At 41.6% G+C, this 25,548-nt stretch carries 20 protein-coding genes; 7 read left to right on the forward strand and 13 right to left on the reverse strand.

What is annotated here, in order from left to right; genetic code table 11:
* Positions 1-6: 6 nt before the first annotated feature.
* Positions 7-1,149: a glycosyltransferase gene (locus H8B06_RS14460; RefSeq protein ID WP_190994975.1), complete on the reverse strand. Its 1,143-nt coding sequence runs from the start codon at positions 1,147-1,149 to the stop codon at positions 7-9.
* Positions 1,150-1,397: 248 nt separating this feature from the next.
* Between H8B06_RS14460 and tgt the strand changes: the two genes are divergently transcribed.
* Genes tgt through H8B06_RS14475 form a run of 3 tightly spaced genes read left to right on the forward strand, consistent with a single transcriptional unit; the run spans position 1,398 to position 4,513 of the window.
* Entirely contained in the window at positions 1,398-2,528 is a 1,131-nt protein-coding gene (gene tgt, locus H8B06_RS14465; RefSeq protein ID WP_190994976.1) for a tRNA guanosine(34) transglycosylase Tgt, read from the forward strand.
* A gap of 3 nt (positions 2,529-2,531) precedes the next feature.
* A complete protein-coding gene (locus H8B06_RS14470; RefSeq protein WP_190994977.1) occupies positions 2,532-3,614 on the forward strand; it encodes an LptF/LptG family permease in 1,083 nt (360 codons plus the stop codon).
* The gene (locus H8B06_RS14475; RefSeq protein WP_190995116.1) at positions 3,611-4,513 is read left to right on the forward strand and encodes a DMT family transporter; all 903 of its coding nucleotides are present in this window, start codon (positions 3,611-3,613) and stop codon (positions 4,511-4,513) included. The genes H8B06_RS14470 and H8B06_RS14475 overlap by 4 nt, the downstream gene beginning before the upstream one ends.
* 78 nt (positions 4,514-4,591) lie before the next feature.
* On the opposite strand, the gene H8B06_RS14480 is transcribed toward H8B06_RS14475, so the two are convergent.
* The 3 genes from H8B06_RS14480 to gltB form a co-directional block, all read right to left on the reverse strand.
* On the reverse strand, positions 4,592-6,067 hold the full coding sequence (locus H8B06_RS14480; RefSeq protein WP_190994978.1) for an SEL1-like repeat protein: 1,476 nt from the start codon (positions 6,065-6,067) through the stop codon (positions 4,592-4,594).
* Between the two features lie 162 nt (positions 6,068-6,229).
* Positions 6,230-7,696: a glutamate synthase subunit beta gene (locus H8B06_RS14485; RefSeq protein WP_130143302.1), complete on the reverse strand. Its 1,467-nt coding sequence runs from the start codon at positions 7,694-7,696 to the stop codon at positions 6,230-6,232.
* Between the two features lie 20 nt (positions 7,697-7,716).
* A complete protein-coding gene (gltB, locus tag H8B06_RS14490) occupies positions 7,717-12,231 on the reverse strand; it encodes a glutamate synthase large subunit (RefSeq protein WP_190994979.1) in 4,515 nt (1,504 codons plus the stop codon).
* 453 nt (positions 12,232-12,684) lie between these two features.
* Here gltB and H8B06_RS14495 point away from each other — a divergent pair, with 453 nt between their 5' ends.
* Positions 12,685-13,797, forward strand: a complete 1,113-nt coding sequence (locus tag H8B06_RS14495) for an ATP-binding protein (RefSeq protein ID WP_190994980.1) — start codon at positions 12,685-12,687, stop codon at positions 13,795-13,797.
* A gap of 38 nt (positions 13,798-13,835) precedes the next feature.
* Here the strand turns inward: H8B06_RS14495 and H8B06_RS14500 are convergent, their stop codons facing one another.
* Both H8B06_RS14500 and H8B06_RS14505 read right to left on the reverse strand, forming a co-directional pair.
* Positions 13,836-15,122 carry an ATP-binding protein gene (locus H8B06_RS14500; protein ID WP_190994981.1) on the reverse strand — a complete coding sequence of 429 codons (1,287 nt, stop codon included), beginning with the start codon at positions 15,120-15,122 and terminating at the stop codon, positions 13,836-13,838.
* 166 nt (positions 15,123-15,288) lie between these two features.
* A complete protein-coding gene (locus H8B06_RS14505; protein ID WP_223857693.1) occupies positions 15,289-15,993 on the reverse strand; it encodes a response regulator transcription factor in 705 nt (234 codons plus the stop codon).
* A gap of 157 nt (positions 15,994-16,150) precedes the next feature.
* On the opposite strand from H8B06_RS14505, the gene H8B06_RS14510 reads away from it, so the two are divergent.
* Genes H8B06_RS14510 through H8B06_RS14520 form a run of 3 tightly spaced genes read left to right on the forward strand, consistent with a single transcriptional unit; the run spans position 16,151 to position 19,359 of the window.
* A complete protein-coding gene (locus H8B06_RS14510) occupies positions 16,151-17,386 on the forward strand; it encodes a hypothetical protein (protein WP_190994982.1) in 1,236 nt (411 codons plus the stop codon).
* Between the two features lie 15 nt (positions 17,387-17,401).
* Positions 17,402-18,880 (forward strand): hypothetical protein, encoded by a 1,479-nt coding sequence (locus tag H8B06_RS14515; RefSeq protein ID WP_190994983.1) that lies wholly within the window; start codon positions 17,402-17,404, stop codon positions 18,878-18,880.
* Positions 18,862-19,359, forward strand: coding sequence for a hypothetical protein (locus tag H8B06_RS14520; protein ID WP_190994984.1), 498 nt, complete (start codon positions 18,862-18,864; stop codon positions 19,357-19,359). The genes H8B06_RS14515 and H8B06_RS14520 overlap by 19 nt, the downstream gene beginning before the upstream one ends.
* A 9-nt stretch (positions 19,360-19,368) precedes the next feature.
* Here the strand turns inward: H8B06_RS14520 and H8B06_RS14525 are convergent, their stop codons facing one another.
* The 7 genes from H8B06_RS14525 to H8B06_RS14550 all read right to left on the reverse strand — a co-directional run bounded on the left by H8B06_RS14525 (position 19,369) and on the right by H8B06_RS14550 (position 25,540).
* Complete coding sequence (locus tag H8B06_RS14525) at positions 19,369-20,073, reverse strand: hypothetical protein (RefSeq protein WP_190994985.1); 705 nt, start codon at positions 20,071-20,073, stop codon at positions 19,369-19,371.
* A gap of 180 nt (positions 20,074-20,253) precedes the next feature.
* Entirely contained in the window at positions 20,254-20,871 is a 618-nt protein-coding gene (locus H8B06_RS14530; RefSeq protein WP_190994986.1) for a hypothetical protein, read from the reverse strand.
* Between the two features lie 668 nt (positions 20,872-21,539).
* Positions 21,540-22,508, reverse strand: a complete 969-nt coding sequence (locus H8B06_RS14535) for a helix-turn-helix domain-containing protein (RefSeq protein WP_190994987.1) — start codon at positions 22,506-22,508, stop codon at positions 21,540-21,542.
* 32 nt (positions 22,509-22,540) lie between these two features.
* The gene (locus tag H8B06_RS20990) at positions 22,541-22,702 is read right to left on the reverse strand and encodes a helix-turn-helix domain-containing protein (protein ID WP_394370030.1); all 162 of its coding nucleotides are present in this window, start codon (positions 22,700-22,702) and stop codon (positions 22,541-22,543) included.
* A gap of 195 nt (positions 22,703-22,897) precedes the next feature.
* On the reverse strand, positions 22,898-23,653 hold the full coding sequence (locus tag H8B06_RS14540; RefSeq protein ID WP_190994988.1) for a hypothetical protein: 756 nt from the start codon (positions 23,651-23,653) through the stop codon (positions 22,898-22,900).
* A gap of 333 nt (positions 23,654-23,986) precedes the next feature.
* Positions 23,987-24,889: a hypothetical protein gene (locus H8B06_RS14545; RefSeq protein WP_190994989.1), complete on the reverse strand. Its 903-nt coding sequence runs from the start codon at positions 24,887-24,889 to the stop codon at positions 23,987-23,989.
* A gap of 48 nt (positions 24,890-24,937) precedes the next feature.
* Entirely contained in the window at positions 24,938-25,540 is a 603-nt protein-coding gene (locus H8B06_RS14550) for a response regulator transcription factor (protein WP_190994990.1), read from the reverse strand.
* Positions 25,541-25,548 lie beyond the last annotated feature (8 nt).

The raw sequence follows: 25,548 nt of genomic DNA on the forward strand, positions 1-25,548 counted from the left end.
TATTCATCACCATGATGTTTGTTTTTTGCTACGGTTAAACAGACCGTTGATGCAAATATAAAAATAATACAAAACGTCCAGTATTGGAAGCCAAATAAACAGATCCCGGATAGCCAGTTTTGCATAAATGCGGTTAAAAATTAAGAGTTGGCTAAGCAAGCGTATACCATATATTCCTAGTGGAATGTACCATAAACTGGGATAGATTACAAAGCATACGAATAGCATCAGATAAAACAATAAAGCAGATAACAATTGTGTCGCAAGCATGCGCTTATGTTTGCGCTTATATAGTGTAGAAGCGCCGGAATGACGTGCTTTCTGTTTATAATAACTTTTCCAAGTTGTCTTAGGAACAGAGCATATATGTGCATCTGGGTGTATAGCGATTTGCACGTTAGTATTGGTTGCATTGTGGTTTACAAATAGATCGTCATCCCCAGATTTGATATGCATATGTTTGTTGAAACCTTTACCTTTATAAAAAAGGGATTTCGTATAAGCCAAGTTGCGACCGACACCCATATAAGCATTTCCCTTTAAAGCATAGGCTAAATAGCTCATCGCCGTATGGGTTGTTTCAAATCGGATTAATTTATTCAGAAACCCATTTTGTTTGAAATAAGGCGAGTAGCCTAGGACAATTTCTTTTTCAGGGGAGAAAGCGCCTGCCATTTCCGCTAGCCAGAAAGCACCTGCAGGTTGGCAGTCGGCATCTGTAAAAACAAGATGTTCATATTTCGCCGCCTTGATACCCATGGTGAGCGCAAATTTTTTGGTGTGTTTTAAACGAATATGTTCTTTGATTTCTACGATCTTTAACCGTTCAGGATATCTGGATGAAAACTCTTTCAGTATCCATTTGCTCTCATCGTCCGAACAATCATCGACCAATACTACTTCGAATAGCGGGTAATCCTGCTCCAATATCTGAGGAAGAAACGATTTTAAGTTCTCCTCCTCATTGTGTGCACATATAACTACACTTACGGGAGGTTGCTGAGTAGCCTCCCGGAAAGATTTTATCGGATAAAAGGTTAATTTTCCATAAACAAAATAGATATAGGAAAGTTGGATAAGTAACAAAATACCCAATACCCCTATAGGTGCATACGGAAGATAAGATAAAAGTTGTTCCAATAATGTCATATAGTGCAGCAAAGATACGGTGTCTACAAAGATAAATAGTGAAAAAGTTAAGTTTTATTAAGATTTTGGCATGCACTCGTTTCCTCCCGATTTTTATCCTATTTTTCCTCTATTATAATTTGCCATTGATGGCAGAGGAGAGCAAACTAAATTCATTTTATATGTATATTTCCTATATTGCATATAAACATGAATTTAGTTAGGTTTGCATTGATTTTGCTCAAAAGGGCACGAGGGATATTATAAATATGAAATTTACGCTTCAGGCAGAGGATATAGCATCTAAGGCACGAGCAGGTGTCTTGGAAACCGCACACGGAAACATTCAGACACCTATTTTTATGCCTGTAGGCACAGCAGGAACAGTTAAAGCAGTACATCAGCATGAATTGGTGGAGGATATTCAGGCACAGATTATTTTAGGTAATACCTATCATCTGTATCTGCGTCCGGGTTTGGATGTGCTGCATAAAGCAGGTGGTCTGCATAAATTTAATCATTGGGACGGCCCTATATTGACGGATTCCGGCGGATATCAAGTGTATTCATTGACAGAAGTACGTAAGATCAGAGAAGAGGGGGTAACTTTTCGTTCACATATCGATGGGTCGAAGCACCTTTTTACACCGGAAAATGTGATGGATACGCAACGCATCATCGGAGCTGATATCATCATGGCTTTTGACGAATGCACACCTTATCCCTGTGAATACAGCTATGCTCGGAAATCGTTGGACATGACCCATCGTTGGTTAAAACGCTGTGTAGATCGATTCGACAGTACCGAGTCGTTGTATGGATATGAACAAACGCTCTTTCCAATCGTTCAGGGATCGGTCTATAAAGATTTACGCGAGAAATCGGCAGAAGTGATAGCGTCTTTCAATCGAGATGGTAACGCTATCGGTGGGCTTTCTGTCGGCGAACCTGCAGAGGAGATGTACGCTATGACGGAAGTCGTGACCAACATCTTGCCACAGGACAAACCCCGTTATCTTATGGGCGTAGGCACGCCGATTAATATTCTCGAAAATATTGCGCTGGGTATCGATATGTTCGATTGCGTCATGCCGACGCGGAATGCGCGAAACGGCATGTTGTTCACGCAGAATGGTATTATCAATATTAAGAATGAAAAATGGAAGGCCGACTTTTCGCCTATTGAAGCCGAAAGCGATTTGTTGGTCGATCAAATACATACCAAAGCTTATCTTCGTCATTTAATTAGATCACAAGAGATTTTAGGTGCGCAGATCGCATCACTGCATAACCTTCACTTTTACTTATGGCTGGTAAAACAAGCTAGGGAGAAAATTATCGACGGTACGTTTTATGACTGGAAAGAGAAGATGGTAAAAGTTTTAGGACAAAGGTTGTAGAAAATGAACATCATTGATCGCTATATCATTAAAAAATACCTGAGCACCTTTGTGTTCACGGTTGGTATTTTTATTGTCGTGATTGTTGTTTTTGATGTTTCAGAGAAATTGGATGATTTCCTTAAATATAAAGCGCCGATGTCCAAAGTATTTCTGGAATATTATGCGCTGGGCAGTATCCCCTTTTTTCTGAATATGTTGACGCCACTGATCAATTTCATAGCGGTGATTTTCTTTACCTCCAAGATGGCCGATCAGACGGAAGTTGTGCCTATTTTGAGTGGTGGCATGAGCTTTAACCGTTTTCTGCGACCTTATATGATCGCGGCGAGTGTTATCTTTTTATTTACGTTGGTATCGAATATTTGGATTATTCCTTATACCAATAAGATTAAGGTGAACTTCGAAAATGTTTACGTAAAGCCACATAAGATCAGCACCTCTACGATGTCGACGCACATGCAGATCGATTCCAATACCTACGTGTACATCGACAATTTTGATACGAAACGAAACATAGGTTATAATTTTTCATTGGAGAAATTTGAGGGTGATCAGCTTACCGAGAAGCTGATGGCACAAAGTATTACCTGGGATTCCGTTGCTACGAAATGGAAAATCAAAGATTATACGGTGCGAACGATTGATGGCCTGCGCGAGACGATGGAGAAAGGTGCAGATCGGGATACGACTTTGGATATGTTGCCGAGGGACTTCGAAACCTACGACAACGTCTTTACTGCTATGGATACCAAAGAATTGAACCAACGTATTGCAAAAGAGGAAACTCGTGGAACAGGTATGATGACCGATTTGCTGTTGGAAAAATACAAACGCTATATCGGGCCTTTTTCAGCGTATATCTTAACATTAATGGGCGTATCGTTATCTTCTAAAAAAGTTCGTGGAGGTATTGGTTTGAGTCTGGGGATCGGTATAGCATTGAGTTTTACATTCCTGGTCCTGGTTCAGTTCTCGACGATGTTCTCCTTAAAAGGAGGTCTGCCACCGTTAATTGCCATTCTGATTCCGAATGTGCTATTTTTAGTACTGGCACTCTGGCTAAAATATAAAGCACCGAAATAGTGAACAATAAAAATGTCCTGATCCTGCATTTCACGGTGTTGATTTGGGGATTTACGGGGGTATTAGGAGGCTTATTATCCATATCTGCCATCCATTTAGTCTGGTACCGGGTGCTAATTGCAGCTCTTTCCCTTTTTATTTATTTTATCTTTACAGGCAAATCCATACACGTCGATAAAGAAAAGCTGATACAGTTTTTTATGGTGGGCGGGGTTGTTGGCATCCATTGGGTGCTGTTTTTTCATTCTATTAAGATATCGACGGTATCCGTTACATTAGTAACGTTATCTTCCCTGACTCTTTTTACCTCTATTTTAGAACCTATTATCAATAAAACAAAGATATCCAAGGCCGATGTGGGCATAGGTCTGATTATCATATTAGGTATCTATCTCATTTTTAAATTTGAGTTTCAATATGTATGGGGTATTGTATTTGGACTGGGTGCAGCTTTGTGTGCCAGTATCTTTTCTATTCTCAATGCCCGGATGGTGAAAATGACGAGTCCTACCGTAATTACGTTTTATGAAATGTTAGGTGCTTTTTTCTGGGTATCCGTCATCATGCTGCTTAGGGGAGATTTCAACGCAGAAATGTGGTTGACGGATGCCGATTGGGCTTATATATTGTTGTTAGGGGTGGTTTGTACGGCTATAGCTTACGTACTAGGTGTTGCGGTGATGAAGGAATTAAGTGCTTTTACGGTTGCATTGACGACGAATATGGAACCTATATATGGTATTCTTCTGGCTATGCTCATTTTTGGACAGCAGGAAACGATGAGCTTAGGTTTTTATATGGGAGCTGTTATTATTTTAGGAGCGGTATTCCTGTATCCTTATGTGAAAGTGAAAATAGAGAACAGGGAGAGAAAGTTGATTAACCGGAAGCTGCATTGATATAAAATGAAACCCTCCAAATTGCTGAAATGCTTTGAAGGGTTCGCTATTGTGGTTTGAATAGTAGTTCTTACGTTATTATCTTTTTATTGGTTCTCCATCCTTATAGATTTCGGTATCAGAGAGTTTTCCTTTTTCATCGTAATACTTCCATTCTCCATCTTTTCTGTTTCGTCCGTTATTGAAGATTTTGTAGAAACCGATTGATTTTCGTTTTCCGTTATCATGAAACTCTTTCCATTCACCAACTCGTAACCCATTCTGATACGTACCCACAGATTTTAGTTTTTTGTTATCGTGGTAGTGTTTCCATTCGCCGTGTTCCCTACCTTTTACATACGAGCCCTCTATCCGCAATACATCCTTTTCATCATATTCTTTCCATTCGCCTTCTCTATTGCCGTTCTGGTAGTATCCGACTTCCTTCCGCTGGCCATTTTCAAAATAACTCTTTACTTCACCTATCTGCTTGCCATTGGCATAATTTTTTATCGAACTAATTTGTCCATTATCATGCTTTTCTATCCATTCACCATCTTTTTCTCCATTGTTGTATAGGCCAATTTCAGAGCTTCCACTCATATAGTGATATTCATGCCTTCCGTGCGGGATACCATCTTTGAACGTGTACAGACGCCATAGTTTGCCGTTGTCAAAATAATCCTTAAGCTGTCCGTTTTCGTCTACCTCCAATACGGCACGCAAACGCAATAGCGCAGGAGCTAACGTCTGATCACCCAATTCAACCGCTTTTCTATATAGTGCGAGTGCTTTGGGTAAGTCTTTTTGAGTCTGAAAACCGGTTTCGTAGGCTGCTGCTAAACCGCGTGTACAATCTTTATCTCCTGCAGCAGCCCCTTTAGCCAGCCATTCAAAAGCTTTGCGTTCATTTTTTTCGATACCATCTTTGCCCTCAATCAATAAGAGTGATGCATAATACATAGACAGGGGATAATTTTTTCCTCCCGCTCTTTCATACCAATATAACGCAGTAGGTATATCACGGGTTTTCTCTCTAGATTCCGTTATCATATCAACTGCTAACGCTGCTGCTTTGCTGTCAATTTCATCATCTTTTTTCACATAATGAGGACTGTTCACATAATCGTAATATTCGTTTCTTACCTTTATGTATTCTTTTGATAGTGCTTCTCCCTTTTGATACATCACACCGATAGCATGCATACCGTCAGGAGATCCAGCCGCTGCCGCTAAATAAAAGTTTATAAATGCTTCCGTGAGATCTATATTTCCGTTATATCCCGAATATCCCTGTGATTGATTAGAGATGGGCGTCCAGTAATCTCTGTTGGTAGCATCACCATGATAGTATATACTCCCCAGCAGATAGAGGGCTTGGGGATGATTTTGTCCGGCAGCAATTTCTAATTGTTTTTTTGCCTGCGCAATACGCTTAGATTTAACGCTCTGTACAGCGCTATTGTAATAATCATTAGCATTTTGCGCGGACAATTGAAGCCCTAATAACAATATGCTGGACAGTAGTATTATATTCTTCGATTTGTTATATAATTTTAAATTTAACGCTTTCATAATCTTACTATGTTAATAACGGTAAATTTATACGCTATTTTAATTTCAGAAAATACCCATTAGTGGGTATTTTTTAAAATTGTTTCACGCTCAAATAAAATAAAAACCCTCCAGAAACTTCATAAGACATCCGGAGGGTTTAAGAGTAGTACTATTCTGATATTAAGCGTATGAAACAGCTTTATCTTTACATTCCAGCTCGGAGTATCCCATCAGGAACTCATCTACTTTTCTAGCGCATTCACGACCTTCAGAGATCGCCCAAACGACGAGAGATTGACCGCGACGCATATCGCCAGCGACAAACACCTTATCAGCAGACGATTTGTATTCGCCTTCTCGTGCTTCAACATTGCCACGTCCGTCAAGTTTCACGCCGAGTTGTTGCAATAGCCCTTCGTGTTGCGGATGTAGGAAGCCCATCGCCAACGTCACCAATTCACAAGGGATTTCACGCTCGGAACCTTCTATTTCTTTAAATTTGGTAGGTCTGCCCAGTGCATCGGTTTCCCATTCTAAGTCAACAATCAATGCGGCACGTAGATGTCCTTTTTCGTCTCCCAAGAATGCTTTGGTGCTCACACTCCAATTACGCTGACAACCTTCCTCATGCGATGTGGTTGTTTTTAACAGCATTGGATAAGTTGGCCAAGGCATCGCAGACGTACGCTCTTGCGGTGGTTGTGGCATCAATTCAAATTGTGTAACACTTTTTGCTCCATGGCGATTAGATGTTCCCACACAGTCGGAACCGGTATCACCACCACCGATAACCAATACATTTTTATCCGTTGCTAAAATTTCTTCCACTTCAATAGGGGAGTTGCCGACCCGTTTGTTTTGCTGCTTCAAAAATTCCATCGCGTAATGCACACCTTTCAGTTCGCGTCCCGGAATCGGCAAGTTACGTGGAATCGTTGATCCTCCAGCCAATACCACTGCATCGTAATCCTGCAATTCGCTGGCAGGAACATTCACACCTACTTCCGCATTTGTTTTAAATACGACACCCGATTGTTCCATTACTTCCACCCGACGGTCGATCACGGATTTATCCAGTTTGAAATCCGGAATACCGTAACGAAGCAAACCACCCACTTTATCATCACGCTCGTATACCACGACATCATGTCCCGCTTTGTTCAATTGTGCCGCCGCAGCCAATCCAGCAGGGCCGGAGCCCACTACTGCCACGCGTTTGCCGGTTTTGATATAGCTTTTATTTGGCTGTACGTAGTTTTTCTTATACGCAATTTCGATGATATGTTTTTCGATTTCTTCGATAGCAACCGGTGGTTTGTTAATACCTAGCACACAAGCGGCTTCGCAGGGTGCCGGACAAATTCTTCCCGTAAACTCCGGGAAGTTGTTGGTTGACACCAAGATGTTATACGCTTCTTCCCAGCGAGCATCGTAAACGGCGTCGTTAAATTCGGGGATTACATTTCCCAATGGACACCCCGAGTGGCAAAAAGGAATGCCACAATTCATACAGCGTGCTGCTTGATGATTCAACTGATCATCGGTATAGCTGTGTACAAATTCTTGATAATTTTGTCTTCTGCTTTCTACAGATTCTTTCTGCGGAAGCGCTCTTTCAAATTCTAAAAATCCTGTTGGTTTTCCCATGACTACTTTTCCTCCGCTAATTAAGCTTCCACTAATTTTTTACGTAACACATTTTTGTATTCACGTGGGAATACTTTGATAAACTTACTTTTTTCGCTTGCCCAGTTTTGTAAGATGAGGTTCGCCCGCTCACTGTTCGTGAGGTGTATATGGCGTTTCAATAACGCTATGATGCTGTTTTCATCTTCTGTATCTAGCGGATCAAGGTCTACCATTTCCTGATTGCAATTTTCGCGGAAGTTGCCCGCTATATCGTAAATCCAAGCGATGCCACCACTCATACCGGCGGCAAAGTTACGCCCTGTTTCCCCTAGAATCAGTGCACGTCCTCCAGTCATGTATTCACAACCGTGGTCACCGATACCTTCTACAACGGCCGTAGCTCCGGAGTTTCTTACCGCAAAACGTTCGCCTGCCATACCGTTGATAAAGAGATGACCGGATGTTGCGCCATACAACGCAACGTTACCAATGATAATATTCTCATGTGCTACTAGCGGACTGTCATCTGTCGGGTAAATAGCAAGCTGTGCGCCCGAAAGCCCTTTACCCACATAGTCATTGGCTTCACCTTCCAATTCAAACGAAAGTCCTTTGACAGCAAATGCCCCAAACGATTGGCCGGCTGAGCCTTCAAACTTAAAGTTAACGGTGTTGTCCGGTAACCCATCTGCACCATGTACTTTTGATACCTCGTTCGATAACAGGGTCCCTATGGTACGATCTGTATTTTTTACTTTAAATGTGCCAAATACCGGTGTTTTTGTATCGATAGCAGATTTCGCTTGGTTCAATAATCCCCAGTCTAAAATCATACTCATACCGTGATCCTGCTCTTGCGTGTTGTACAAGCTTTCAGATGGCTCGTTTCGCGCAACATGCAATATCTGTGAGAAATCTATTTTCGCGGCTTTCCAGTGGTCGATATTTTCACGTTTCTTCAAGAACTGCGCACGACCTACCATTTCGTTGATGGTGCGGAAACCAAGCTGTGCCATTGTTTCCCGTATTTCTTCCGCAAGGAAACGGAACAGGTTGACGATATCCTCTGGTTTTCCGGAGAATAGCTTCCGTAATTCGGGATCTTGTGTAGCAACACCTACCGGACAAGTATTCAGATGGCATTTGCGCATCATGATACAACCGCCGGCAACCAAGGCTGCTGTCGCGACACCCCATTCTTCTGCGCCCAATAAGGTAGCGATGACAATGTCACGTCCGGTTTTCATTTGTCCGTCAGCCTGCAATACCACACGACTACGTAACTTATTCTGTACAAGTGTCTGGTGTGCTTCGGCTAGTCCAAGCTCCCAAGGTAAACCTGCGTGTTTAACAGAGCTCAGTGGTGATGCACCTGTGCCACCGTCAAATCCAGCGATTAGGATCACGTCAGCATGCGCTTTTGCTACCCCTGCGGCAATCGTACCCACACCAGCTTTAGAAACCAGTTTAACGTTGATTCTGGCTTGGCGATTGGCATTTTTCAGGTCGAAAATCAATTGCGCCAAGTCTTCGATAGAGTAAATATCGTGATGCGGTGGAGGAGAAATCAATCCTACGCCCGGTGTTGCGTGACGCAAGCGAGCAATAAACTCATCTACTTTATGTCCCGGTAGCTGACCACCTTCACCTGGTTTTGCACCTTGAGCCATCTTGATTTGGATTTCATCCGCTTCGGTTAGGTAATGTGATGTCACGCCAAAACGTGCAGATGCTACCTGTTTGATGGCAGAGCGCATCGAATCGCCGTTAGGCAATCGGTTAAAACGGGCAGCATCCTCGCCCCCTTCGCCGGTATTGCTTTTCGCACCGATACGGTTCATCGCGATGGCTAGGGTACTGTGTGCTTCCGTGGAAATGGAACCCATGGACATGGCACCTGTAGCAAAACGTTTCATGATGTTTTCTGCAGGTTCGACCTCCTCCAACGGAACAGGTGTTCTATGCTTCGCAAAATCAAGTAATCCGCGTAGCGTGTACATGCGTTCTTTTTGGTTATTGATGAACGCTGCGTATTGTTTGTAGGATTCAAAATCACCTGTGCGGCAAGCCTTTTGTAAAAGGTGTACCGTTTCAGGGTTCCACAAATGACGTTCTCCACGACGTTTCCATTGATAAATACCGCCTTCTGGCAATAGTTTCTGTTCCACGCGTGATTGTCCGAAAGCTCGCCAATGTTTGGATAAAGCTTCTGTCGCGATATCGTCTAAGGTCAATCCACCTATTCGGGAAACCGACCCGCAGAAATATTGATCGACGACCGATTTGTCTATACCCAATACTTCAAATATCTGTGCGCCGTGGTAGGACTGCAGGGTAGAGATACCCATTTTCGAGAATATCTTTAACAGGCCTGCACAGATGGCTTTTACATAATTTTTTCGTAATTCCTCCCAAGTCAGTTCTGTTTCGATCTGCCCTAATTCTTTCATGGTACGGATCGAAGCCAATGCCATATAAGGATTGATGGCTGTCGCGCCGAATGCTAATAGACAAGCAACGTGGTGTACTTCCCATATGTCACCAGCCTCGACCACTAAACCTACCGCACCTCTATTCCCTGTTTTAATAAGGTGGTGATGTACAGCGGATATCGCTAAGATCGATGGAATCGCACAGTGTTGGGAGTCGATCGCGCGATCAGAAAGAATGATCACCTCAAAGCCATCGCGAACCGCATCATCGGCGTATCGACATAGTCTTTCCAGACCAGCTTCCAATGACCCCGGTTTACCATCTGCTTTAAAGTAAAGCTGCAATGTTTTCGCTTGGAATATACCGGTGTCGATGGAACGAAGTTTCTCTAATTCGCTCGAGGTCAATATCGGATGCTCCAAGGTTACGCAGTGACAGAATTTTTTATCCTCTACCAGAATATTGCCCGCATTACCGATGAATGTCGCTAAGCTCATCACCATACGTTCCCGAATCGGATCGATTGGTGGGTTGGTAACCTGTGCAAAGAATTGCTTGAAATAGCTAGACAGGTGCTGTGGCTGGTCTGATAGAATCGCTAACGGAACATCCGTACCCATCGAGCCAATCGGCTCATAACCGGTCATTGCCATCGGCGTGATGATACTTTCTAAATCTTCACGTGAATAACCGAATGCTTGTTGGTATTTGAATACCGATTCTTTTTTAAGGTAGGTATAGGTAACACGAGGTGCTTCCAATTCCGCCATGCGGATTTTGTAATTATCTAGCCATTCGCCATAAGGTTGTTGGCGGATAAGTTCACCTTTTACTTCCTCATCAGAACGAATACAACCTTTTTCCATATCCACGACGAATATTTTACCGGGCTGTTGACGACCTTTCTTAATGATCAAGCTTTCCGGTACCGGTAATGCACCCGCTTCCGAAGCCACAACCACGCGGTCATCGGATGTCACGGCAAAGCGTAGCGGTCTCAAACCGTTTCGGTCTAGCGTGGCACCAATGGTATTACCGTCGGTAAAACACAAGGCAGCAGGGCCATCCCATGGTTCCATTAGCGTTGCGTGGTATTCATAGAATGCTCTCTTCAACGGGTCCATTTGGGTATTGCCATCCCAAGCTTCCGGTACGAGCATCAGCATCACATGCGGCAAACTTCTTCCGCTATGTAATAGCAATTCCACGACGTTATCTAAACAAGCTGAATCCGATTGTCCGCGATCAACTACCGGAAGCAATATCTGCATTTCTTCTTCGGTAAAATAAGGAGAAGAAAGTGCTCTTGCGCCGGCATAAAACCAGTTTAGGTTTCCGGTCAGGGTATTGATCTCCCCATTGTGCGCGATATTGCGGAACGGTTGTGCCAACGACCAAGAAGGAAAAGTGTTTGTAGAAAAACGCGAGTGTACTAATCCGAATGCGGATACAACACGTGGATCTCTCAAATCTTCGAAATACGTACCAACTTGATAAGTCGTTAATTGTCCTTTATATACAATCGTCTTACAAGATAATGAAGCGATGTATAAAGGCAATGGATAGGCTTGTTGTTGTTTTATTTTTTGGATGATAAGACGTCTCAGCACAAAGAGTTTCCGTTCGAAATCTTCTGTGGTGGATACCCCATCTGGGCGAGAGACAAAAAACTGAACGATCTCGGGTTCTGCGCTCAATGCCGTTGGGCCGATACCTTCACGGTTAACCGGTACACCGCGGAAACCTAAGAACCGCATGCCGCGCTCTTCGGTTGCTTCTATAATCGCGTTTCGGCATAGTTGATTTAATTCCTCTTCTTTAGGAAGGAAGACCATTCCTGTGCCATAATAACCCGGTTCTTCTAGTTGAATACCCAAGCTTATACACTCTTCCCATAAAAATTCATGGGGTAATTGAATCATAATTCCCGCTCCGTCTCCACTTTCAGGGTCACAGCCACATGCCCCCCGGTGCTCCATGTTTTCCAACATTGTCAAGGCATCCTTTACTTGCTGATGCGACTTTTTGCCTTTGATGTGGGCGACGAAACCAACACCACATGCATCATGCTCAAAGTCAGGATTATACAGTCCTTGTTCCGGTAATCTTTCGTTTGTCATTTCTCTCCTCAAAATATTTGGTTGCTAATATACGAATAAAAAATGTTTTTTATTATAAATTTTTTAAGAAAAATGATTAGGTGTTGAGGTATTTGTAATTTAATGTGCTTTTATTGCGGAAATCATATTTGCTATTTGGATTCAGTCTACGGTTTTTGTTAAGAGGTAATTTTTGAAATATGTATCGCCTGTGGTACATATTTTAGTAAAAAACGTATCGCAGATGATACGTTTTGTTTTTTTCATCTCTTTTGCTTTTATCCATATATGCGGATCTCTTCTGACAATATATGTTCTTTTAACCTCGGTTTAATCGATGTATTCAACCAGATACAATTTTTTAAGCCGTCTTCTAAATCCAGTATTACTAAAACAAACGTAATATTTTGTGGTTTAACGCTTAAAATATTATAATATTTTGTGGTTTAATCCTTAATTTATTATGTTTGTGGTATGGTAAACCGAGAATTATATACCAACATCCAAGAAGATTGGGACAACAAAAAGGCAATAGTGCTTACGGGGGCAAGGCAGGTAGGGAAAACGACTTTGATTACCCAGCTTGTGGAGAATAAAAACGTATTGCTGTTAAACGGAGATGATCCGCAAACCCGTTTAAATTTTGCCAATGCGGATTTCAACTATCTTAAAAACGCAACCGCTGATTATGACGTCATTGTAATAGACGAAGCCCAACGTATTGAAAACATCGGTATCGCCGTAAAAATGCTTATCGACGCCAAATTCGGCAAGCAGTTTATCCTTACAGGTTCGAGTTCGCTGGAATTAGGCGACAGCCTAAACGAACCGCTTACAGGTAGAAAATGGGAACATCTTATGTACCCTTTGAGCTGGAAGGAAATCAGGGAGCATTACGGTTTTGTGGAAGCAACCAACCGCTTGGAAGAATTTATGATTTATGGAATGTATCCCGAAGTGGTTACGGAAAACCGAAAGCAGAAAATTTTGTTACAGCTTTCGGGAAGTTACCTCTACAAGGATGTGTTGGAGCTGGTCAATATCAAAAAGCCCGATTTGTTGCTGAAACTGTTAAATGCCTTGGCTTTGCAAGTAGGAAGCGAAGTATCGTACAACGAGCTTTCAAAAATACTTGCTGTGGATAGAATGACTGTCATCAATTATATTGACTTGCTGGAAAAAGCGTATGTAATATTTCGTTTGTATCCGTTTTCGACCAACCAGCGGAATGAAATCACGTCAAAACCCAAGGTTTATTTTTATGACAACGGCATTCGAAATGCCATCATCGGGCAATTCAATCCGTTGAATAGCAGACAGGACAGGGGTGCTTTGTTTGAGAATTTTATCATCAGCGAAAAAATAAAACGGCTTTCGTATGACGGATTTTACGGGAAAATCCATTTTTGGAGAAATACACAAAAAGCGGAAATAGACTTTTTGGAAATCATCGAAAATCAAATTTCGGTCTATGAAATAAAATACAGTCCGAAAAAGAAGGTAATATTTACCAAATCATTTACCGAAAAATACAATCCAGCAAGGGAAATCGTTATCAATAAAGACAATTTTTGGGAATATCTGTAAGGGGTACAAACTTCGTTTAAATTCAATGAGACTAAAAATTAAATCACCGGAATGGCAAATAGCGGTATATTAACCATCCAGCTTTCCTCTCTATAATTGCTCATGGAAGTACGGATTGCTTTTCGTGGCTTGTATTTGTCAGCGTAAACGCGTAAGCTTTTCGCTTGTAGATTCTCTTCGGCTTTCACCTCGATTGGAATCACCTCACCTCGATATTGTATAAGAAAGTCAATTTCAGCACGCGAATTGTCCGGAGACCAATAATAGGTGCTGAAATCTTCCCGTGTCATGAGTTGCTGAAGGACATATTGTTCTGTGAGAGCCCCCTTAAATTCTTGGAATACGGCATTGCCTTCCAATAAACTACGTGCGTCTAGGTCGGTCAATGCTGCGAGTAATCCTACATCGACTAAAAAAAGTTTGAAGGTGTTGAAATCTTCGTACGCTTTTAAAGGGATAGCAGGTTTGGTGACATTGTGTATTTTGTGAATCAGACCGCAATCTTTTAGCCAGGCCATCGCTAACTCATAATCTTTTGCCCGAGCGCCTTGTCGTATGATTCCATAAATGAATTTCTTGTTCTCTTTTGCCAATTGAGCAGGTATAGAATTCCAAAGCATACGAATGCGCGGAACAATATCGTGGGGAGCATGCTTCGAAAAATCCTGTTCGTAGGCAGTTAATATACGTTTTTGTATAGATCGGACTTCATCATGATTTTTAGACTGTATAAATGTGTTTACAGCTTCGGGCATACCACCCACATAGTAATAGTGACGTAACCACTCGCTTAATTTTGTTGAAAAGCTGTTCACCATTGTCCAGTCTTTGCTATAGAGCAATTTCACCAATGCATCTTCTCCAACAGCGGACAGGAACTCTATAAAGGACAAGGGATGAAGATCCATAAATTCTACCTTTCCAACAGGGAATGAAGTTTGGCTATGTAGTGCAACGCCTAAAAGACAGCCTGCGCAAATAATATCATATTGGGGGGCGTTTTCATGAAAGTATTTTAAAGCGGTTATGGCTTCGGGAGCTTCTTGTATCTCATCAAAAATGAGCAAGGTGTGTGGGTCGATCGTCATACCAGTCTCGATTTGTAGCCCTAATAAGATGCGATCAATGTTAAAATCGGCTGTAAATAGATTTTTTATCAATGGGTTGCTTTCCATATTGATGTAAGCGGCCTGTTGGTAAGATGCTTCACCAAAAGTCCGCATGAGCCATGTTTTCCCTACTTGGCGGGCACCTCTTATGATTAGTGGTTTATGGTCTTTTCTCGATTTCCAAGATAGTAGCTTCTGATATAAATCCCGTTTCATGATACGAAAGTATAAAAATATGTATGACTTTTCGTGTTGCTTAACATTTTTATGTACGACTTTTTGTTCTGAAACGCATTTTTATGTAGGAGTTTTGTTTGTTAATGTAAAAGTGACACCTTTTGATGAAGGAAAGATATATCGCTGTGGCTTATATTTTTCTATATTAAACCAAGTCAAACGCTATGGCGAAGCGCAATAATTCAGCGAAAGAATGGCACTCGATTTTATATATCAAGTTTTTGCGGTGTGTGGAAATTGTATGAGGAGATAAAAAAAGTTGCTGGGCGATTTCTTTGGTCGATTTTCCATTGGCAAGCAAAGAGATGATTTCTTTCTCCCGATTGGTCAATGTCGCGAATTTTCGATAATGGGTACGAATATAAGCGTCTTGATCCAGCGTCTTATTAACGCGTGTAATCAAGTTGTCCATTCCCATAACGGGGGAAGAAAGCAACACCAGTTTGTTGTTAGTCCCCGTGCTGTTTTTTACCTTTAATAATTTGCAGACTGTATAAAACCAAGTGCAGTCGTTGTCGCCATATAGCTTTACGCGTTGAAAGAAATTGTATTGCTTATCGAAATCACCTGCGGCGAGATAATGTCCTATTCCTTCGAAGTTAGCCACGATCTCCTCTGGAACGAAGTAGCGGTCGTAGTACGCCTCGCCGAGCTCATTTATCTCTTCAACGCAAGTACCCAGATGTTCACAACCCCATTTGTTCATATAGCTGCAACCAATAGGCTGTATTCCGTCAAGTTCCTGAAGCATTAACGATGCCGGTACAACGTCGCCTATATCGGGTATATTGAAATCTCCTTGTTTAATACCCTTGGCTATGCCGTATAGCTGTGTCTCCAGTGTCTCCATAACAGGTAATAGTAGTGATTGTATGTTAGTAGGTTGAAGTTAGGCAGTATTTGTTGTGTTTCCAAATGTTCGATCTAAAAAATACCTAGGATTGGGTATTTATATTGTATAAAAGAGTGTATATTTTTGAAATTATATTAACCTAAAAACCATGAAGATGATGAAAAGGTCATTGTTTATCATACTTGTTCTTGGCTTTGTTGTGCCAGGTTGGGGACAAACCTCTGATGTCAGCCATTTTTATGTCGCCTATGATATTTCAGGAAGTGTAGGTAGCATTGACCGAAATAATAATTTACAACAGAGTCTCTTCCGCCTTTTAGATATAGACGCGAAGATCTTGGAACAACCTAAAAGTAACTACGAAAAAGCAATCTCTTTCTCGTTATACCCTTTTGGTGATGGCTCGAAAACACCGATGGTTTATGATGCATTTGAAAAAGAGCGCGATCAGCAAATCGCCATTTTAGACCTCAAAAAACATACAGACAAAAACCGGAGCGAGATGTATAGCGACTTATTGCAAACGCTTACTATGATTAACAACGCTGTTTCGGACGCGCCGGTTAATACGGGTGTTTTTATCTTTACAGATGGTAGTTTTAGTAACAAGGATATAAAAGACATTGATAAATTTGATCGGTATAAAAAAGAGGTTGATGTAGCTCTTCTAAATCTCAAAAGAAAGTTGGGATCGGACAAGGTATTTATCATACAAACATCGCAAAAGCTGCCTCATTTTCAATTTAGTGACCACGTAAAAACGCCTAAGTCGATAACAGATAGTGTCGCTTATTCGGACAGATATTTTTGGATAGATGCGCGCCAAAATCTAAACAACGAAAAATATGCAGCTCATTTAGATCAGTTTTTTCAGCAGGCGTTAAGCATTATTGCTACAAATCCTGATTTGCCCTTGAAAAATGAAAGAGAAGTAGCTGTTACACTTCAGGAGATTTGGAGCGTAGATACAAGGATCTTAGCGGATTACATTGAAAAAAATCCAATCATCATAGCAGGTTCAAATGAAACAGATTTAGACCCTATTAACAAACTGACAGATTTGAAAGCATTGTTGTCTAAGCCTGTATGGAATAAAAGTGAGATCAGCCAAATACAAAAACATCTGAGCGATTTTGTAATTACCAACAAGGAAAAGACCAAGGACGATGCTGTTGAGCTTAATACGATAAAACAGCAACTTTATGACGCGGCCCTAGTCGCTGAAATACATCATATAGAAACCGACAATGACGGGGGCTCAGTAGATACAGCACGCCAGGAGTCTCCTATCAAAGAACCGCTTAGTTTAGCAGTCGCTTATTCGCCGGCTGCCCCTACCGTAATAGCGGAAACGGTCCGGGAGGCAAAAGGCTGGCAAAACCTCGAATAGAAAGCATTGGAAGGTATGGCGGAATATATCATCAAACGAGCTAAAATGGAGGCTGTTTATGCATTTGTAGACAATTTAACGACTGTGTTTAAAGATAGTACGGTGTATCGTTTATTTCCGGCAACGGATCATTTTATCCAAACACTAAATAATACATATGATATTGTCATCTTGAAAGATGCCCTAAAAAAAGATCTAAACACATTGCCTGAAAGGATTTTTCGAGATTCATCCTTCGTACAATCGCAAAAGCTTTATTCTTTTTGGATATACTTACAACTTTACGATATACTGATGGATAGAGGGAGTATAGAAGAAGCGTTTGAAAAATTGAATAACAGCATACAAGCCGATAAAAACCTAATTGGTAAGTTGAGAGGATCGTCTGTAGGTAAAGCCCTTTTGTTGTCTGTAAATTTAATCGACTACTTAAATACGAACGATTTTGCACGGGTCTACGATTTTTTTGATTCCGAAGAAAACTTGGAAGAGTTGTCTGCCATGCTTTTTGCACTGTCAATAGATGCAAACGATACTGCGATAATAAGGGAACTTCCAATTATTAAAAAAGACGTTGCGGCGATCTATCGCAATTATAATTTAGTAAAGAAGCAGATACATACTTTGCAGAGCCTCTCCGGTCAGAAGCCTACTGCAGACTTTGAAGGGTATCGGCAGTATCAAAAAGATCTTTTGCTGGATGTATTGCGAAGAACCGCATCTTTACTTACATCGGGGGCGGCAATAGTAAAGTATATAGAGATAGATAATAAAAAACCTAGAAACGAAGGGGAACAAAAGGATCCGAATAAAATACAAGAAGAACGTCGGAAAGAGTACCGCGATCAACAGCAATTGATGTATTCGTTAAATAACGGGATAGATGCTTGGTTTGATCTCAAAGAGGGAAATTACGCAAGGGCGATGTTTACGCTTTCCGATGCCTTATTAGTAGGCCCATCGGAACAAAATGAGAAAATTTCTACCTTTTTATCTGTATCTGGAGAAATTGCGAATGCATCTTCTACGGCGGAAATCAGTGACATAATTGCTCGGTATACACTTCCTGTAGCTAGTCACAAGACGAAAAAGATAGCAGGAAAGTCATTCATGATAACGGCCTATGCAGGTTTATCTGGCGCGCGGTTTATTCGTAAAAATAACATTGACGAAGAATATGGTATGCCTATCATAGCGGCGATAGGTCCGGAATATTCCTTCGGTTTAACAAATGGAATATCGCTATCGGGGATGGTTACCTTATTGGATTTGGGTAATATTGTGCAGTATAAATTACGGAAAGATGAAGGAGAGAAAGAAGAGATCTCCTTTGCCCGGGCCTTTTCGCCAGGGATATTGTTTGCACTGTCTCCATTCCCTAAGATACCTGTCGCGTTCACCGCATCCTTTATGTCCAATCCTGGTAGATTTCAAGTAGGTACAGTTTTAGATATGCCTTTATTTGGTATCTATAAATGGACGAAGGGCAAGTAGATTTCAATAGCGACTTTACCGATCAGATCGACGTCGTCTGCCCGCGTTGCGAGAAAAAAGCCCTCGTCATCGGAGCCAGCTTGCGCGTTCCCATCATGGAGCAAGAAGAGAAGGTACGCTTTTGCTGTGGCAGCTGTGGCTATGCCATTAAATATGCCAACACACCGAAAATGCTAGTCTATGCGAACAGTAACGGGAAGCCTAGGTATAGCCGGATGGTGTACCGCAATATGCCTATCGACCCTTTCTTTGGTTTTGCAGTATGGTACAAAGTCGAGACTACCCAAGGGCTGCTCTGGGCTTATAACCTGGAGCATCTATCGTTAATCGAAGCATATATTGCCGATCCATTGAGGGAGCAGAATGCATTGGAAAGCAAAAATAATAGTTTAGCTAACCGCTTGCCAAAATGGGTAAGCTCGGCGAAGGGGCGGGAATACCTACTGCGGTTAATTGCACGATTGAAACTTAAGAAGTAAATAGCGTATTTATGCCTTATCCAAGGGAAAGTGCTTATCGACGTATGCCTTTACACGTAAAGCTCTTTGATATACAGTTTCAGATTCATGATGCACACGTGCGTATTGTTCAGATACCTCTTCACCATAATCAAAATATTCCTGTTGGAGTTTACGTATATGACCAAGGACACCGAAAAACTCCTGTTGGTCCCGGTCTAAGGAGATGATATCTACTGACACCTCATCATAATGCTTGAACACCTGATGAATCAATTTATCTCCCTCATCGTCCTGTTCATCAAACCAATCTTCGTTTTCATAAATATAGTCTGCCCAATCCTCAAACCATTCCATTTCCACCGTGATGTCTTTGTTCAGCGCGATAAGATCTTTATTATGGCTTTCCACCTCTTCGTAGAAATCTGCGATGTCAATCGTAAACGGTTCCGCTATCTCGGGAAGTTCCACGTTGTCAGCAAGCTTAAAAGCGGATTCTAAAAAATCAAGTTGCAGTTCGATGGGGGCTAGCCGGTACTCCAGCTCTGTTGTCTTTATATCGATCTCTGTAAGCGTATTTTTATGTTGTAAGAGATTTTGTTTGGTTTCCCACGACCTGTCGTGCATGCGATAATAAGCTGCCAGTGCCCTCACCTCAAAATCCAGTGCTTTCTTTTTTAAGTCAAACTGGAGTATAATGGGACGTAGGGGGTGTTCTTTTACGATCTCTTTCATTTTCTTACAATATACATTTAATTCTTGAAAAATGGCTGCCGTTATTCCAATCTTGCTGTGATGATCAGAAATAACGGCGCCTTTCCTTGTGTTTGTAATGCTTCTGCATGTTTTTTAAATACTTCTATACCTTAGAAGTCCATATTGTTAATCCTAGAAAATGTTGTTCCGAAGAACGACTTAAACCACGTAGCTCGCTACAATGTCGCTATAGTTTGGTTCAGGGTTAATACCCAGGTAGCTGGCGCGGAACTCATACTCCTGAAACCTCTCCAAGCCCTCGATGACAAAGGTCGATTTTGAGCTGAGTAGTTCAGACCATTCGGTTTCGATACCTTTTTTTCGGAATTGATAGCGATACATGCGGGCACCTTTCCAACGAGCTACCTTGATCTTAATGCGGCGGGATCCAACCTGTTGCGGTTCGGCTACCACACCTTTCGGTTTGGGGACGACGCCCGTAAATGATTCGGCATCTTTAGAGAGTGTAAAGCCAGCGGTTTGGATGATAACCGCATCCTTGTTGGCAATCGTGTCGACATATTTTGCGAGTTCGCTGAGCAAGTATTCTAGCTCGTTTCTCTTTTCGCGTCTGATCCGGATCGCCCGGCTGTCTCGATGCGCGGCTTCTGTAGCCGATAGGCGGAAGGCGATTAATGCCGTTTCGATGCTACCTAAGCCCGGCACCGGCTCTGGGAATACCGCTTCGGATGCTCTCATTTTCGTGATAATCTGTTCCGCATACTGCATCAACTCCTCGTTGTTCATGCTTCTGAATAGTTTTGTTGGTTTTTTCATGATTTTAAAAATTAAAATTTAACATTTATTTATTGATCCTTGTTGCAACGATACAAACATACGGCATCGGTTTGGCGCCGATATGGTAAAATCGTGCCAAAAATAGGGGTACCTCAAAAAACTTTTGGCACGATTTTACCATATGAAAAGCGTCGTTTGAGACTTGTTTTTTATATAAAAGCTGTTTTATTGATGCAAGAGGGGTGTTTTTTTGTGAAGATAGCGATGAAAAACCGTAAACACTAAAAATAGCTGAAAAACTAAAAACCGGAATGTAAAAGGAAAAAGCACGACGGAAAAACGAAAAAACAGTCGTGTATCGCAATAGTGTTGCTGCGCTTTTTTGTTTTACATCGTTGTATTTTCTTTTTGCACGGTTGTATTATTGCTCGCTACCGGTGTATTTCTACTAAACACGCGTACCCATTCTTTTGGCTGTAGGGTAATTCTTTTTTGCAGAGCTACTTTTTCTCTTTAAGGGAAGGCTGTATTGCCTTGCACGAGTGTCTATTAATTTTTCGGTCGTGCGAAACAAAATATCCGAAAGGTATTTTTATACGTCACAGCAGGAAAAACGCATATTATCCGTGTATTTCGGGTTTACCCGGATGCCTAATAGAAAAGCACGGCGGTCACGTTATTTTCTCTTCCTGTTTTTTTAAGATACATCAGTGTTTTTTCTTTTTCTTTTTACGGTGGAGCTCCCTTTCCTTGGATGGTGAATGGCCAAAGCGTTGCACATATTGCTTGTAAAAATAATGGGCTGTCGAAAAATTAAGCTGAAAGGCAATTCCGTCTACAGACATATCCGTTTCGCGCAGCATCTCCCTCCCCTTATATAAGCGTATTGTCTGTATGGCGCTGTGGATCGTCGTGTGTTTACCTTCAAAGACGCGATATAGCTTGCGAGAGCTGACTTGCAGCTTTTCAGCAATAGTATTTTTATTGATATCTTCGTCCATATAGTGCTCGGTGATATAGTCAATAGCTTCATTATAGATGACGATATCTTCTTTATGTGCCGACCGGGCTTTGTCATTCAGATCCTGATGATATACATCTAGGAGTTGACAAAGGTGATAGTGTATTTTGCTGTACAACGAATAGGGCGTATCTACAACTTGTTGGATTTTTTCAAAGATCTGCCTGATGCGGTAACCGATGTTTATACTGGAAAAATAAGGCTGATCTATTGTTGCAGGTTTTACGAGCTGTGGCCATTCCGATGTAAAGGTTGTTGTATCGTTGATTTTTACGCCCAGAAGCACCATCCAGGTCTTACCGGCCTTTACCTGTATGTTGTGGGTCTCGCGTATACTGTAAAAGCCTCTATATTCACCGGTGGACAAAGCCGTATGAGATAAGGCATCCCGTTTAGAATGCCCGGTAAACTGGAAGAGCAGCCAAAAGCAGTCTGGTAAGAGCAGATCAAAACGCCAATCTGTTTGGTATGTTCCCTTGACTTCGATTACGTGGAGTCCTTCCAGTTGTTTGAAAGCCATATACTGCTTGCCGTCCCAAAGGGTAATATCTGCTTTGGTAAGAAAATTTAGATTAAGGGTTGGCAGATTGCCGTTGTTTGCGGTGTTAGATTGAAGGGGTGGAATACGGATACCGTGATTGTAAATAGGTGTCATGCGGCTTAAAAGAATGATTGTTTTTATTGCTGTTAAGGAGCTTTAATATTGGTTTTTCGGAATACAGTTGGGCTGCAGCCCAGTTTTCTTGAGAATGTACGCCCAAAATAGTTGGTGCTGTTGAAGCCCGATTTGCTCGCAACTAGATGAATGGGGAGCGATTTTTCCATAGTTAGCAGAATCTGGCTTTTCATAATTTGTTATATTGTTTCTTTAAAGGTAATGAAACTTTTTGGTTGTAACGGGTTTAAAAAGCAAAACTTTCACGATTCGGTTGCATTACCAGCCGGAATGAAAGTTTTTGCTGTTCTTGGAAAAGGGATATTTGCAAAAAAATGAGGTGTCCTCAAACAGGTTGGCGATGACTCAAATTTAACACGGTTACATTGCTAGAGCTTGAACCGTAACCCCACCGAAAGATCAATCCGGGTCACATTTTCGCGTTCATTGTCGTTCTCGGCTTCAATGGTTTGTGTTGTGCCGTCGGCACGTTTAACCTCAAATTTACCAAAACTGCCGCCCAAAAGTGTCGCTCCTGCTGTGAAAGACAGGCGCTGACCGAAAGGCACGACGAGATGTGCGCCAAGCGATATACCAAAGTTTTGTGCCGTGATTTTCAAATCGTCATTAATAAGCTTCGCGTTGTTGGTATAGGAAAGGTACCCTAAAGCGTAGTGCGCCTGTAAGGCTGCTTTTCGACTAGGGAAGATATATCTATAGTTGAAAGAGGGCGCAATAAAGTTTATGGCAATATTGTCGCTCATACTTCCCTGTCCTATGACTTGACCAGTAGCGATATCCGTTACGGTAACATTATCAATGGTAGCTTTGGAGCCGAAACGGACGTATTTTAGTCCGATACCCATGTTTTCTTTGAAGAAATAATCTAGATCCGCACCTACATGATAGCCTGACCGTAATTTGTTGGCGTAGTCGACGAAATCTGGTTGTACCTGGTCGCCTAGTTTTGCAATTCTATAACTCCATCCGCCGTGGACAGCTAACTCCCATTTCTGTGCGAAGGGATCGTCTGTAATTTGTTCTTCTTGTGAAAAATGAGTAGGAAGACTGTCCGTTTGGGCCTGTGCTGTTAATGTTCCCGCGCCAAACATGAATAAGCATGCTAACAGTTTGAATTTGTTCATAGAGATTAATTGTTAGGTTATTAATAGTTTTATGATACTGTTATTGTCAGTGTTTATCCTCTGATTTTGCCGGAAAACTTAATTCTTCCATATTCTGATTCATAATAAAATCTCTTCGAACCATTTATGAGAAGCTTTTCCGAACATCCGGTTAACAAAAAAGCGAATAGTGGATAAATATAATATCGAGTCATCACGAATCCCATTTGTTTTGCTGTAAATAGTGGTAGCCGTAATCAAAGTTCGGTACAAATTATAATACAAATCGGACAAAATAAAACGTAATTCGTTGAAAATGTACGATTTGTGCTGGATTCTATTTCTCGTGACCGTCTACCCCTTGCTCTCCAATTTGTTATACAAGGCAAAATATTCTTCCTTGGTGGGCGGGTAGCCCGGAGGCCAATCGCCATACACATCGAAATACGCCACAACCGCTTCTGACGGCAATTCTCTTGCGGTGTTATCAAACACCTCATCTATAACGGGGTTACTGGTTATACCCAGTCGGTAGTGCTCCTTATTTTTGTAGTTAGGAATCTTGTTGGGTGCTTCATTATCCGCGTGGAGGTGTTCATCTATAATTTGTAAAAGTTCCGTATCAACATATACGAGGGAATATTCGGTTTTTTGGAACGCCCGTATAATTATTTTCATAAGAGGAAGCCATTTCACATTGTGAATCAGCATCCGTTTATACCAATATATCTTTGGGAACTGCATATAAGAGGATCCTTCAAATATTTCTAAATCACGGGCAACGATCGCAGCAGCATTACTGGCAACTTCCGGATGTACTTCTAACCAAAGATTGGAATCCTTAGATTGAAAATAAAGGCAACGCGATATAAAAACGAGCGTTTCCGAAAGTAAAGAAGCCAGTTCCAGTTCAGGGCTATAGGGTTCCTTCTTGTAGTGCACTTCGATAGGGCCAATCGTATTTAACCCCTCCCAGATTTCTTCTTTGGAAGGAATATCCGAAAGAACGCCTGTTTTTGGGATACGCGAGTCTGTTCCGAACTGTACCTCAAAGTTATGGTCGATAACCTTGTAATAGAGCTTCTCAAAAAAATATTCTCTCGCGTCGAGATGGAATAATGCATGATATACACTTTTTTCCCATCCTTGTGGTGTTAATTCCTCAATTAGTTCAGGTAAGATTTTAAAGAGATCGGTGAATACACTGATCATTACTTTTCTAGGTAAAAGTTTGTAGTTGTTGAGCAAATTTGTCATAATGGTTTTACTTTGATACTTCTCAAAAGTAATAAAAAATACAATAAGTTACAACCAACCTTTATCCACGGCGAGTGCAATCAGCTCGACGACGTTTTTGCATTGCGTTTTCCGCGTGATTTTTTTGCGGTGAGTGGCAACCGTTTCGGGGCTTATACAAAGCTGATCGGCAATTTCGGTTGTTGTTTTTCCTTGGGCGACGAGCTGTACAACTTCGATTTCACGTACACTTAAGGAAATTTTCTCGTTATTACCACTGGCAGCTATAGATGACGGTAGTACCTTTTTTCGGGCATGTGCAATGGAAAGATTAATCGTGAGCAGCAACTGTTCCTTGTGGAAAGGTTTGAGAAGGTAAGCATAAGGCATGACGAGCGCTGCTTTCTCTAGGGTCTGAAGATCAGAGTAAGCCGTAAGAAATACGACGGGTGTGCGCTCCGGGACAAACTGCTGTGCAAACTGAATACCATCGATTGCATGACGGAGATTAATATCACTGAGTACTAAATCGAACGATTGTTGCTCCAATAGCTTCATGGCTTCCTCTGGACTCGTAGCCATTGCCGCAGCGTAACCGTTCGTCTCCAAGTGAAGTTTGATGCTCCGTGCAATGATGATTTCATCTTCCAGTATTAATATGTTGGTTTCCATGGCTTTTG

Source organism: Sphingobacterium micropteri, assembly GCF_014692515.1.
In the GTDB taxonomy this organism is placed as follows: Bacteria; Bacteroidota; Bacteroidia; order Sphingobacteriales; family Sphingobacteriaceae; genus Sphingobacterium; species Sphingobacterium micropteri.